At 59.9% G+C, this 13214-nt stretch carries 11 protein-coding genes; 5 read left to right on the top strand and 6 right to left on the bottom strand.

What is annotated here, in order from left to right; genetic code table 11:
• Window positions 1–61: 61 nt before the first annotated feature.
• The 5 genes from AU074_RS23515 to codA all read left to right on the top strand — a co-directional run bounded on the left by AU074_RS23515 (window position 62) and on the right by codA (window position 5096).
• Complete coding sequence (locus AU074_RS23515) at window positions 62–514, top strand: GNAT family N-acetyltransferase (RefSeq protein ID WP_076016746.1); 453 nt, start codon at window positions 62–64, stop codon at window positions 512–514.
• Window positions 515–524: 10 nt separating this feature from the next.
• Window positions 525–1148 (top strand): NUDIX hydrolase, encoded by a 624-nt coding sequence (locus AU074_RS23510; protein ID WP_076016745.1) that lies wholly within the window; start codon window positions 525–527, stop codon window positions 1146–1148.
• A gap of 202 nt (window positions 1149–1350) precedes the next feature.
• Window positions 1351–2619, top strand: coding sequence for a cytosine permease (gene codB, locus AU074_RS23505; RefSeq protein WP_076016744.1), 1269 nt, complete (start codon window positions 1351–1353; stop codon window positions 2617–2619).
• Window positions 2616–3833: a PucR family transcriptional regulator ligand-binding domain-containing protein gene (locus AU074_RS23500; RefSeq protein ID WP_076016743.1), complete on the top strand. Its 1218-nt coding sequence runs from the start codon at window positions 2616–2618 to the stop codon at window positions 3831–3833. Before codB ends, AU074_RS23500 begins: the two co-directional genes overlap by 4 nt.
• 27 nt (window positions 3834–3860) lie before the next feature.
• A complete protein-coding gene (gene codA, locus AU074_RS23495) occupies window positions 3861–5096 on the top strand; it encodes a cytosine deaminase (RefSeq protein WP_076016742.1) in 1236 nt (411 codons plus the stop codon).
• A 2-nt stretch (window positions 5097–5098) separates the two neighbouring features.
• On the opposite strand, the gene AU074_RS23490 is transcribed toward codA, so the two are convergent.
• From AU074_RS23490 to AU074_RS23465, 6 genes are all read right to left on the bottom strand, one after another.
• Window positions 5099–7252: a lipase family protein gene (locus AU074_RS23490; protein WP_076016741.1), complete on the bottom strand. Its 2154-nt coding sequence runs from the start codon at window positions 7250–7252 to the stop codon at window positions 5099–5101.
• A 12-nt stretch (window positions 7253–7264) separates the two neighbouring features.
• The gene (locus AU074_RS23485; RefSeq protein WP_076016740.1) at window positions 7265–8059 is read right to left on the bottom strand and encodes a hypothetical protein; all 795 of its coding nucleotides are present in this window, start codon (window positions 8057–8059) and stop codon (window positions 7265–7267) included.
• Window positions 8052–8894: a DUF4123 domain-containing protein gene (locus AU074_RS23480; RefSeq protein ID WP_076016739.1), complete on the bottom strand. Its 843-nt coding sequence runs from the start codon at window positions 8892–8894 to the stop codon at window positions 8052–8054. Before AU074_RS23480 ends, AU074_RS23485 begins: the two co-directional genes overlap by 8 nt.
• Entirely contained in the window at window positions 8894–10936 is a 2043-nt protein-coding gene (tssI, locus tag AU074_RS23475; RefSeq protein ID WP_076016738.1) for a type VI secretion system tip protein TssI/VgrG, read from the bottom strand. The genes AU074_RS23480 and tssI overlap by 1 nt, the downstream gene beginning before the upstream one ends.
• 310 nt (window positions 10937–11246) lie before the next feature.
• Window positions 11247–12236: a diaminopimelate epimerase gene (locus tag AU074_RS23470; protein ID WP_076016737.1), complete on the bottom strand. Its 990-nt coding sequence runs from the start codon at window positions 12234–12236 to the stop codon at window positions 11247–11249.
• Window positions 12233–12994 (bottom strand): FadR/GntR family transcriptional regulator, encoded by a 762-nt coding sequence (locus tag AU074_RS23465; RefSeq protein WP_076016736.1) that lies wholly within the window; start codon window positions 12992–12994, stop codon window positions 12233–12235. The genes AU074_RS23470 and AU074_RS23465 overlap by 4 nt, the downstream gene beginning before the upstream one ends.
• Between the last annotated feature and the right edge of the window lie 220 nt (window positions 12995–13214).

Here is a 13214-nt window from a genome sequence, read left to right as displayed (position 1 = left end):
TTTTTTTATGCCAGCGAGTCCCTTACAGTCGTGGCCTCTTGTACAGAAGGCGCACGCTGCGATGCCACCCCTTATCCGCCCCGCCACCGTTGACGATATCTGCGCTATCGAGGCCATCGTCCACGCCGCCTACTCCCCGTACATCGAACGAATCGGGCGCAAACCTGGGCCGATGCTGGATGACTATCACCAGCAAGTTACAGCCGAACGCGTGCATGTGCTGGAGCACGCAGGCCAGGTGCACGGCTTTGTCGTGCTGATCCATCACGAGAAGTACCTGCTGCTGGACAACCTGGCCGTCGCCCCCGGCGCTCAGGGTTTGGGTTACGGCCGTCTATTGCTGGAGTTCACCGAATGCCAGGCCAGGCAGGGCGCCATCCGTCTCTACACGAATGAGGCGATGAGCGAAAACATCGTGCTGTACACCCGCAAAGGCTATGTGGAAACCCATCGCGCCGAGGAAAACGGCCTGCGCCGGATTTACATGCAAAAAGACCTCACCGCCTCGCACTGAAGGAGTTCCCATGGAAAACACCTGGCTGGCCCAGGCCAAGCGCTTGCAAGCATTGGCCTCCACGGGGCTGCACTTCTGCACTGATGACTTCGAGCGCGAGCGCCTTGAGGAAATCGCGCAGATCGCCCACAGCATGCTGGCGCAATTGGGCGAAGTGCCGCTGGAGCGCATCACCGGCCTGGTGCCGGATTTTGCCAAGCGCTATTCAACGCCGATGATTGATGTGCGGGGAGCGGTAATTGACGGCGACCGGATCCTGTTGGTGCGAGAGCTGACGGATGGCTGCTGGGCGTTGCCTGGGGGTTATGCGGATATTGGCCTGTCGGCGGCTGAAAACATCGTCAAGGAAATCCGCGAAGAGGCCGGCCTGACGGTCACCGCTCGGGCGCTGTACAGCGTCACCCATAAGGCCAAAGGCTTGTACCGGCCCGATATCCGGGATTTCTACAAACTCTACTTTCTGTGCGAGCGGGTTGATCAACTGGCGCCGATGGCCGGTTTCGAAACCACGGAAGTCGGGTTCTTCAGCCTCGACGACCTACCGCCGTTGTCCCGTGGCCGCACGATTGAAAGCGACCTTGAGGCCGCCTTCGCCTTTCATCGCGGGGAGACCACTCACACCCTGTTCGATTGAATAACCGGTGATCCAATTTGTATCACCCCTGCACCGCTTTCGCGCCTGACTGGGCAGAAAGACCAATCCCTCCTGCGCGTCCTCCCTGTTTGGCTATAAATACTGTGCAACCTGCACAGTCCTGACCGTGCGCTCGTCACTGCCCTGCACTTGGCACGACGGGTGCAATAGGCCTGCGTCACTCATTCAGGGAGAACGGCACATGACGCAGAACGAACCGGGCAATGACTACCCTCTCAGCGAGGTGCCCATGCATGCCCGCAAAGGCCTGGCCTCCACCGCCATGGTACTGCTGGGCTTTACCTTTTTTACCGCGACCATGTTCGCCGGCGGCAAGTTGGGGGTAGCCTTCAGCTTTACCCAGATGCTCGGCGTCGTGGCCCTGGGTAACCTGCTATTGGGTATCTACGCCGCAGGCCTGGGTTACATCGCGTTCAAGAGCGGTCTGAACTCGGTGCTGATGGGGCGTTTTTGCTTCGGTGAAGTGGGCAGCAAGCTGAGCGACTTGATACTCGGATTCACCCAAATCGGCTGGTACGCCTGGGGCACCGCCACCGCTGCCGTGGTGCTGGGCAAATATTTCGAGTTGAGCCAGGGCAGCGTACTGGGGTTGATGGTGCTGTTCGGCATGGTGTTCTGCGCGACGGCCTACGTGGGCTATCGCGGGTTGGAGATTCTGTCCTACATCGCCGTGCCGGCTATGGGCATTTTGCTGTTTCTGTCGATGTGGGTTGCCACGGTAAAGGTCGGCGGGCTGGACGGGCTGCTGGCCGTGGTACCCACCGGTGAGCTGGACATGTCCACCGCCATCACGCTGGTGTTCGGCACCTTCGTCAGCGGCGCGACCCAGGCCACCAACTGGACGCGGTTCTCGCGCTCGGCCAAGGTCGCGGTGCTGGCCAGCCTGATCGGCTTCTTTATCGGCAACGGCTTGATGGTACTGATCGGTGCCTACGGCGCCATCGTCTACCAGCAGCCCGACGTGGTCGAAGTGTTACTGCTGCAGGGCTTTGCCATGGCGGCCATGGCAATGTTGCTCCTGAATATATGGAGCACCCAGGACAACACCATCTACAACTTCGCCGTTGCCGGCTGCAACCTGCTGCGCACCAAGCGCCGCAAAACGGTGACCCTGGCCGGTGCGGTGATCGGCACCCTGCTGGCGCTGCTGGGTATGTACGACATGCTGGTGCCCTACCTGATCCTGCTGGGCACGGTGATCCCACCGATTGGCGGGGTGATCATGGCGGACTTCTTCTATCGCTATCGCGGCCACTATCCGCGCTTGGCCGATACGCGGCTGCCGGCTTTCAACTGGCCAGGGCTGATCGCTTACGCCGTGGGCACGGTGCTGGCGTTTCACTCACCTTGGGTGGCGCCGTTGGTGGGGATTGTGGCTGCGTCGCTGACCTACATCGTGCTGACCAGCGTCCTGCGCGTGCGGGCACCGTTGGCTGACGTCCAGGCATGAGCCTGACGATAGCCGATGTGCTGGCCTTGCCCGGCCTTGAGTCGATGTGCCTGCGGGCCGGGGAAGCCGGCCTGGAGAACACGGTGCGCTGGCCCTATGTCGCGGAAAACAGCGGCATTGCCGAATGGGTGTTGGGCGGCGAACTGGTGTTCGTCACCGGCATCAATCACCCACGGGATGAGGCCAACCTGCTGGTGTTGCTGGACGAAGCCTGTCAGCGCCAGGTCGCCGGCCTGGTAATCCTCACGGGGCCGGACTATATCCAGGCAATTCCCCAGCGCTTGCTGGAAGCGGCGCACGATGCGGGCATGCCGCTGATCGAACAGCCGTACTCGTTGAAGATGGTGCTGGTGACCCAGGCCATCGGTTCGGCATTGATCCAGTCGCAACAGCTGGGGCGCTCGCGACATGATGTATTGGAACGCCTGCTGGCCGGTGATTACCAATCCCTGGATTTGCTGTTGCACCGCGCCGCCCAGCTGGGCATGCCGTTGGCCGGGCACTGGCAGCTCGTCCAGCTGCAACTGGACGGCAGCGATGCACTGTTTGCCCAAGGTGAAGCGCCGGTGGTGGAGGCACAGCTTGCCCGTCAGCACGATGCTATTACCCGACGTTTGCGCCAGTTTTCGACGCAGCATCCGTCGCGTCTGCCTGTGCTAGGGCGTGCCGGACAATGGACGTTGCTGTTGCCGGCGATGGACGCGGGTGCGGCATTGGCCAATCGCCAGTTGTTGGCAGGTTGGTTGAAAGCACTGAACCTGCGCCTGGCGCCGTTGAAACTGTTTATCGGCCTGAGTGCTGCCGCGCACCCACCCGCGCGACTGGCCCAGGCCCTGGATGAGGCGCGCCAGGCGTTGGCCGCTGCACGACGGTTCAGTGAGCGCGCCGGGCTGTGTGTCTACGACGAGTTGGGGGTACTCAAATTGCTCAGCGGCGTGCGGGATCGCGCCCTGCTCGACCAGTTTCTCAACGAACGCCTGGGGCCGCTGCTGCGGCACGACCTGCACCACGGCCCAAGCCTGATGCCGACCCTGGAGGCCTGGTTCCACGAGAATGGTAACCTTGTGGCCGCCGCCCAGCGGCTGGCGGTTCACCGTAACACCCTGACGCACCGCGTCCAGCGCATCGAAGCCCTGTGCGGGCTGACGCTGGACAATTCTTATGACCGCCTGGACATCGGCATTGCGCTGATGATCTGGCGGCTGTCTGCCTGACTGTTTTTTGCCAAGAGGAACTTGCCCATGCACATCATCAACGCCCGCCTGCGCAACCGTGAAGGCCTGCATGATCTGCACCTGGAACACGGCCGGATCGCCAGCATCACCCAACAAGGCGCGGCTCCCATAGCGGGCCCCGACGACCTGGACGCCGCCGGCAACCTGGTGGTACCGCCCTTCGTCGAGCCGCACATCCACCTCGACGCCACCCTGACCGCCGGCGAGCCGCGTTGGAACATGAGCGGCACACTGTTTGAAGGCATCGAGTGCTGGGGCGAGCGCAAGGCCACCATCACTCTGGAAGACACCAAGACCCGCGCCAAAAAAACCATCCAGACCCTGGCTGCCCATGGCATCCAGCATGTGCGCACCCATGTCGACGTCACCGACCCGGGCCTCACCGCGCTCAAGGCCATGCTCGAAGTGCGCGAGGAAAGCGGCCACCTGATCGACCTGCAAATCGTCGCTTTCCCCCAGGAAGGCATAGAGTCCTACCGTAATGGACGCGAGTTGATGGAAGAGGCTATTCGCCTGGGCGCCGACGTAATCGGCGGCATCCCGCACTTTGAATACACCCGCGACCAGGGAGTGAGTTCGGTGAAGTTCCTGATGGACCTGGCCGAGCGCACCGGTTGCCTGGTCGACGTGCACTGCGACGAAACCGACGACCCGCATTCGCGTTTTCTTGAAGTGCTGGCCGAAGAAGCCCGCAGCCGCGACATGGGTGCCCGCGTGACGGCCAGCCACACCACGGCCATGGGCTCTTACGACAATGCCTATTGCGCCAAACTCTTCCGCCTGCTGGGGCATTCGGGCATCAGCTTTGTCTCCTGCCCCACCGAAAGCATCCACCTGCAGGGCCGCTTCGACACCTTCCCCAAACGCCGCGGCGTGACCCGGGTCAACGAACTGCTGGAGGCCGGCATGAACGTCTGCTTCGGCCAGGACTCCATCGTCGACCCTTGGTATCCACTGGGTAACGGCAATATTTTGCGGGTGCTGGAAGCCGGGCTGCATATCTGCCACATGCTCGGCTACCGCACCCTGCAAAGCGCCCTCGACCTCGTCACCGATAACAGCGCCAAGGCCATGGCCCTGGGGGATCGTTATGGCCTGGAGCCTGGGCGTCCGGCAAACCTGTTGATCCTGTCTGCGGACAGCGACTATGAAGTGATTCGCAGCCAGGGATTGCCGCTGTATTCGATTCGCGCAGGCAAGGTGCTGATGAAGCGTCAGCCGGCGCAGGTGGAGTTTTTGTAGGCTCATACGATTGAGTCGATATCGAGGGTTTGCGGCTTTCCCCAGCCGTCATCCGGTTGTGGCGGGATGCTCGCCATCTGGGTGAGTTCGCGGTTTTGCGGATGGGTGAACCAGCGTTTCAGGCTGGATTGAAGGATGGGTGATGAAGCTTGGCTGCCGTAGACGTCGCGAGCCTGGAGGCGGCGCCAGCGGAGGGTTTCCAGGCGGTCGCGACTGTCCTTCAGCCGGTCTACTTCCTGGCTCATGGGGTCGTGGTGTTCGTAGCCACGCTGGTTGGCAGGACGATGCAGATCCAGCTTTTTTCGTTGTTCCCGTAGCTGGTGCTGCATGGTGAACAAGGCTTTGTCGATCAGTTCGAATTCACGGGCAGTTACGAGGGTGCCATGGGTGTCGAGTGTTTGTTGCCAGCGGCGCAACGTGGCCCAGGCGGCGGGGATGTAGCTGACGACCATGGAGTGATGGGCACTCTGAACAAGCTGTTTGATCAGGTTGGCGCGATCCGGCATATCGCCATTGAGCCTCAATGCGCGTTTGCAGGCCGCGTCCTCAATGGATTCACAGCCGGGGGTCCACAAGACGGAAGAGTGTGTACCGTCCGGTAGCAGGATCGGCATGAAATGCTGCTGCGCGCCGTGGTGCTGGTAAGGGTTGCCGGTCAGCCGTACCAGGCCCAAGGCAAACAGCAGGCCCCCGGGCGCAGGGTTACTGAATAGCACCACGGCGCCAGGAATCCAGATTTTGGCGGTGGTGTTCATCCAGGGCGCAGGAACACTCGGGACAGGGTCGTTGTGGTTGACGATGCGGTGATGCACCAGAGCGGAGGCACCGTCGGTGAACTCGGAGTCGGCAGCTCGGGGGGCTCCGAAGGTGTATAGGAGGATGTTGTAGTGGGCATCTTCGGTTCGACGTAATCCCTCAGCCAGTAACAAGGCAATCGCACCGCCGAGGCTATGGCCGCAAATGACGATGCGCTGCCCTGTATAAAATTGGTCAAGGTAGCGCAGTACAAAATCACGCATGGCCTGATAAGCCTTGTGAAAGCCTTCATGAGCCTTGCCTACGCCCTCGACAAAGGCCACTTGATGGGCATTTGCATCCCGCAGTTTATCGGCGCCACTGGCCGTGCCCCTTATCGCAACAAGGATCACTTCATCGTGATGGCAGATATAGGCCTGGGTGTCAGTGCCGTGCTTTTTATCATCGAAAAAGTGCAGTCGTTCCGGATGTTCCTGCTCTTCCCCTAACTCAATGCGATTTTGCTGATACAACTCAGGGTCGAAGGGCAAAATTTCGAAACGTCGGGAATACGGTACGTCTTCATAAACGGGGTAAAAATGTTGCACCAGCTCAACATCGACTTTCCAGGGTTCCTGATAGCCCGATAGCCTGTCGGCAAAGAAATGACCAACGCTGGGCTCCAGTGGAAAGCTGACTTGATCGATGGGTTTTGTTGGAGGCTCTTGTCCAAAATCGCAATAGCTCAACGTGGACATCAGTGCCAACTGATAGAGGTTCAAGGCACAGAATTGATCCTCGATTGACAGCATAGGGCGCAGTGCTCGCAATGGGCGAACCTCAAGTACTGTGTGCCGGTTGGGAAATAAAACGACGCCGACCAACGTCGGCTGGGGTGGCCCGAATCCAAGGTCAGCCATCATTTTTAGAGCATGCCGCGGGGGCCGATGAGTGCGGGATGCCACGGGTGGCAGGTGAGCTGCATGTCGGACCAAATCACGCACTTCAACCTGATAGAAGTGGTCCGTCTGACTCTTCGTAACACTTCGTTCCACACGTTGACCGTCGGGGCGTAGAAAGCGGGTTTGCTCCGCGCGAACCTGCAGTTCAGTAATAGGTAGAGGGTAGCTGTCACGATGTTGCAAAGAGTCATAATAGTCAGCGCCAGCCGCCACATAGGTCGTGTCAAAAATCAGGACAACCGGGCCCCGGTACTGATTCTCCAACTTGGTATAACCTTCTCCATTTAACCGTCCCCTGTATCGTTGCCCTCCGCTGTCGAACGTTGTAAAGGCAAGCCCGCCATACGCTTTTCCGTCGCCCGCTTCGTCAACGAGAGCAAAACTCAGCCAGCATCCACGAAGCTGACATGCAGGCATATATTCACTAAAAAACGGCTGTTTCCATTCATCAAGTGCCATGGCTGAATATCCTTATTCAGTGCAGGTTGGGTAAATCATGCATTCGCGGCCGTCAGGCATTTTGAAAGGTTTAAAATCAGTGGTATTTCCCCGGCAAAAGGCAAATTGATCTTCCTGACTTTTCCCGAAGCAACGCTTCCACCCCTGGGGGAACCGAACCCAGTTATCACCCATGTAAGGACGCTCTTCGCGCATTAACTCCAATACCATGCGGACGTTTTTTCCATTTAACTGGTCTCGCTGCAAAACTCCACCCGCACGCGCTTTGAGTAGCCGCCCTCCACCGTCCAATGAATTGCACTTCAGGATTTTTCTTATTGCATGCAGCGGACCTACCGTCCGGAACAACCACTGACACCGCCCCCGCAACTCCTGAACACCCGACTCAGGCATCCCGGCCCTACCTTCTTCCAACCGATCCAGCACATTGATGAATGCGAAATCCCCTCCAATATCCGTCGACCGCTCTCCCCACTTCGCATACATATCAAACGTAATACTGCGCAACACCAACGGGCACCCATCCACCCTCTCCGTCAGTGGTACCTCAAAGCTCACCCGATGGGCCACCGGCTTGCCGAGGGTGTCAAACACCTTGTCCTCCGGCCGCTTGCCCCGTCGTTTGGGCAGGGTGCAGGTCTCACCCGTTGCGGGCCGGTAAGCCGCATCACTCTTGAAGCGAAAATTCGCCGGCAAATCGACTTCCAGGGTGAAACTGTCCGCCGGTTTCATTGCACAGCCAGAAACAGCCAGCCCGCCACAAACGAGCAACCCTCGCCACACGCTCAACATAAATCCTCTACGCATCCTGCTGCTCCCGCTCCACCCGACGCCACTCCCCAACCACCCGCTGAAAATGATCCTCCGCCACTTCCCCACGCATCGGCTGCCATCGAATAAGCACGTCCCAAGTGGCTTCTACCAACCGCCGCACCACCAAAAACTCCAGCTGTTCCGGCCTCTCCCATTGCCAACCCCGCGCTTGTTCCAGCACCTGTTCCAGCCAGATTCTCGGGTCCTGAAATTCAGCCAGTTGACTGAGCGCCTCGCTGTACTCAGCCAGCAGATAACGCAGGATATTGGCCTGCAAAATCGCTCCCGCCTGAGGATTCGGAACCTCCAGCCACGGTGCAGGGCCAGGCACCGGATAAATCCCAGGAGCCGGGTTATCACCACGGCACCAACGCTCACCCTGCCAGTAACACACGCTGATCAGCGGACCGAGAAAAGCGGGCCAGTCCTGAGCAGGCAGGTGAACCAAAGCCCGCGCCAAGGTGCGGTTATCGTGGAAGCGGTACAGCGCCTGGCTCCCCGGCGCTCCCACCACTAACCTGTCGCGCCAATGCCGGGTAACACCCGATAAATCATCACCAGGCAGGCTGCCCAACCATCCCCAATTACGCTGAGGGTTTTGCAACAAGCCCACCAATCCGGGCTCGTTGACATGGTCGAGCAACAGGAGCATCGGCCCGTCCGCCGCCATTTCCGATGCGACGGTTTCACCATAGAGGCTGCGATACTCAGCGAACGTGCGTGTCGCCAGCAGTACCCCGCGCGCATCGCTTTCACCCTGTAGAACCAGGCAAAGCCGGCGCCCTGCCTGCTGCTGTTCAGCCATCCACTGGCCAGGCGCGATCTCCATCAAGCCGCCCTCCCCGTGGATTCGCACAGGCCTTCGCGGCAGCGCTCGCACACTGGACAGAAGTCCGCATCCAGTCGTCTGGCCAGCTCCATGATTGCGCCTTGGGTAACCGAAACCTTTGGCCCGTCCGCTACAAATGCGGCTGAGGCAGTCACGTCACCCGGCCCGACAGGGTTGGCTGTTCGGGTCCCGGCAGGCACACCGCCCAGCGTGATCGGGCGACTGCTGAAGATCCCGCCGGCTTGAATCAGCAGATGCTCACCACCGGCCTTGAAGCTCAACTGCGCACCGGCATCGATAACCAGGTTGGCACCCGCCTTCAGATGGACCTGTTGCCCCGCTTCGATCACCAGGGTATGGCCTACATGGGTTTGGCTGTTGCCCTGCACGTGCAGGTGATCATCCGCCTCAAGCCGGACCTTGCGGTGCCCGGCAATGCTGCGATGTTCCTCACTCCCAAGAGTGGCCGCACTCAAGCCGTGAATGGTTTCCTGGCGTTCGCCCAGCACCTCCAGCCGACTGTCGTGGCCGACCTGCTGCTCCAGGTCGCGCTGGGCGCGCAGGTAGATGAGCTCCTGGCCGCTGCGGTCCTCGAGGTGCAGCTCGTTAGCTCCCGACCCGCCCGGCGAACTGCGGCTGCGCAGAACGCTACGGGTCTTGTGTTGCGGCAACGGATAGGCGACCGGTTGCAACGTGTTAGGCAGGCAACCATTGATCACTGGCCGGTCCGGGTCGCCCTCCAGGAACGTCACCAATACCTCCATGCCCACGCGCGGGATCATCACCGCGCCAAAGCTGTCGCCCGCCCAACCGGATGCCACCCGCACCCAGCAGCTGCTCTTGTCGTCGTTCTTGTCCAGCCGGTCCCAATGAAAGCGAATTTTCACCCGCCCGTGTGCGTCGCAATGCACGTCCTCACCCACGGGGCCGGTGACGGTTGCGGTCTGGCTGCCGCTGATACGCGGTTTGGGGTGCTTGAGCGGCGGGCGGTAAGCGGCGCGCCAGGGCGTTGCGGTAAATCGATTGCGATAGCCTTGGAATGCCTCGGTATCCACCACCGCCTCCTCCAGCACCTGCGGCTGATAGCCTTCGTGGCGCACGCTGGTGATCAGCCACAAGTCATTGCAGGAGAGGTCCGGGTGGCCGCGCAGTTCCAGGAAATGCCCACTGCGCAAAGCCGGCTGATCACTGCGGCCCAACGCCCGATGACGGTCCCGCTGATGACGTTCCAGGCCCCGACGGGCCAACTGCGAACCTCGCAGGTGCCCCGTGAATCCCGCTGGGTATTGATAGTTCTCAAGTGCCGGGGAAGATCCGGCCTGCTCGTGCAGGCGCGACGACGGATGTTCAAAGTCATAGTCACGCAGAACAACTTGAGCGCTGCGTGTGGCCAGGCGCACATCGAAACGCTGGATCACCAATGCTTCGGCCGCTGGGCCACCGGCCGCACAATAGTGCTGCGCCGGCAAACGACGAAACACCGTCTGATCATCACCAAACACCAGTACATGGCCGTCCGCACTGTGGCGAAAGTGGTAGTGGATGCCCTCTTCCTCGCACAGCCGCTGGATAAAATGCAGATCGGTTTCCGCGTATTGCACACAGAACGTACGTGGCGGGTACACCACCGGCCCTAACTCAAACGCATAGGCATCGGCGAAAATACCGTGATGCTCAAGCACCGCCGCGATGATTTGCGGCACGCTGCGCTGCTGGAAAACCCGCTGGTCGCTACGGTGGACCAGGTACGCCAGACGCGGAGCAAGGGTCAGGTGGTAGCGGGTCAGGCGCCGCCCCGGGTCGTCCCGGCCAACGGCATAGATCTGCCCGTGAAGGCCTTCACCCGGCTCACCAAAATCCAGATAGGCCGGTTGGTGAAGCAGCTCCTCCAGATCAAGGCCGGGGTTTTCACTGACCCACTGCACTTCAATGAAAAAAGGCTGATCAATACTCTCGCTGCCTTTAAACGCCAGTACCTGAAGTTCCTGTTTTATTCCTGCGACGATCAATTTGAAGCGTGACGAAACAAGCGTGTTCAACATCCGTTGTTACCCGCCATTCATTGTCGAATTGAAATACCCCTTTCAGAAAACGAAGAGAAAACCACTCAATTCGAAGCCGATTAAAAGTGCCTGATCCCCAGGAATACTAGCGCCTTCAGGCAAAAATCGACCGCCTCAAAATAAAAAAGAAGATTCGTACATTGATATTGGAAGAGTCTTTTATGAATTACGGAAATACAGTTAAACAGCCAGCATTCAACAACAGGAATACTCCTACACGACTATTCACCAAGATTACTTATTTATAAGGAACCGACCGACAAAGATAATTAAGCCAGTCATTCCTCTTTCAGAGTTCTTGCACCCGCGCCGTCCCGAACAGGCTAACGCTCAACACTTCACCCGCCTCAGCCTGCAGCCGCACCGGTGCAGTACCGCCCGGCATCACCACCGCCACCTCACCCGCAGTCACCCATCCTACAGACCAGGCGGCGCAAGCCACCGCACTGGCGCTGGTCCCGGACGACGCCGTCGGCCCCTCACCACGCTCGAACACCCGCGCGATGACGCGGTTGCCTGAATCCCGCGCAACCCATTGCAGGTTGACCCCGGAAATACACGGTTGGCCGGCCCCGACAGGGGGTGCAAAAGCAATCGCCTTTAGCGGATCGAACAACGCTGGCCGATGCATCTGCGCGTTGTCCGGCAACGCCGACGCATCCTGTACCAACGTTACACAATGAGGGTTGCCCACCCGTACAAACTGGCTGTGGCGCCACTCAGGATTAAGCGCAGCCAGTGGCAAAACATGACTCACCTCGGTTCCCTCAAGCGAAACCGAGCCAACGCCAACAGCCCCTACCGCCACAGGCCCGAATTCGGGACGCCCCAACGCCAGCCAGAAGCCCTGCATCTGTTCATACTCCGCAGGCTCAACTCGCGTAACCACTGGCGACAGTGCATCCGCCTTGTCGTGATGCACCCGCAGGTCGCAGCCTTGCGCCATCAATCCCAGGTCGGTCAACGACTGCGCAAAAATCGTCAGGCCATTGCCACTGCGTTCGGCCAGGGAGCCATCCGTGTTGACGATCAACAGGTCAAAGGGCGGCGCTGCCTGAAACGGCCCCACCAACAAGCCGTCACAGCGATGCTCCTTGGCCTCTGCCGGGCGCGGCAAAGTACCCCAACCGCACTCGGCAGCAATCGCCGCCGATGCCCAAACACCCCGGGTGCCAGCGGCCAAGTCGGCGCGATCCGGCACGTCGATTCCCTGGGTGCGTAACTGCGCCGGGCTTACCACACCGTAGATGTTGCCGCGGGCGTCGTAGAACACAGTCATTGCGCAGTCCGCATAAAGATCCGTACCACTTCCTCCAGATGCTTGCGCATGGCCTGTCGCGCACCTTCCACGTCCCGTTGTTCCAGTGCATCAAGGATCTTGCGGTGCTCGTCTTCCGAGCGATGGGGCATGTCGTCCGAGGTGTAATGCGCTTGCAACCGCTGGAACATGCTGCCGTAACGATGCCCCAGCAGGTGCGCAATCATCAGCGCATAGGCCGGATTGCCCGAGGCCTGGGCGATGCGGATGTGAAACAGGCGATCGCCTGGGTGGGTGTGGGAGCCTTCGCGGTTATCCTGCACGTTGCGCTCGAAGGCCTCACGGATACCCGCGAGTTCCTCGTCAGTGGCATGTTTGGCCGCCAGGGCGGCAGCTTCCGGCTCAATCAGGCGACGGGCCTGGAGCAAGGAAAACGGCGGAATCTCGGCATTGAAATCGACGTGCAGGTTGAGTTCCGGATCGAACTCTTTCCATTGATCCCGGGTGGCCTGGGCCATTACCGGTTCCTGGCTGACTTTCGGCTGCACCGGCTCACACACCAGCACGCCGTTGCCCACCCGCACGTCCACCAACCCGATCACCTCCAAGGCAATCATCGCTTCACGAACGGAGGCGCGGCTCACCCCCAACAGCTTGGCCAGTTCGCGTTCAGCCGGCAGACGGCTGCCCGGCGGAAATTCTCCACTGTCGATCAACGCCCGCAACTGGTCGGCGATTTGTCGATAAAGACGTTGGTTATCAATCACTTGAAATGGCATCTAGGCTCAGCTCGATTCATGCACAGCACGGTCAACGTGATCAACCCGCGAAAAAGCCGCTTGTTGACCGGGAAGACCCATGCTAAAAATTGGATCAATGGCCTGACCATTGGATCGTTTCCAGTGTGCTGATCATAGCAAACCCTCCGGGGTTCGCTATGCCACAGATGCAGGCGTTTTACGCCCTCAATGGCCTGACCATTGAGCCAATAATAAAAAT

The sequence above is a fragment of the Pseudomonas sp. ATCC PTA-122608 genome, from assembly GCF_001952855.1.
Taxonomy (GTDB): domain Bacteria; phylum Pseudomonadota; class Gammaproteobacteria; order Pseudomonadales; family Pseudomonadaceae; genus Aquipseudomonas.
Note: the sequence above shows the minus strand (reverse complement) of the source record. Positions and strands in the feature narration are given on the sequence as shown.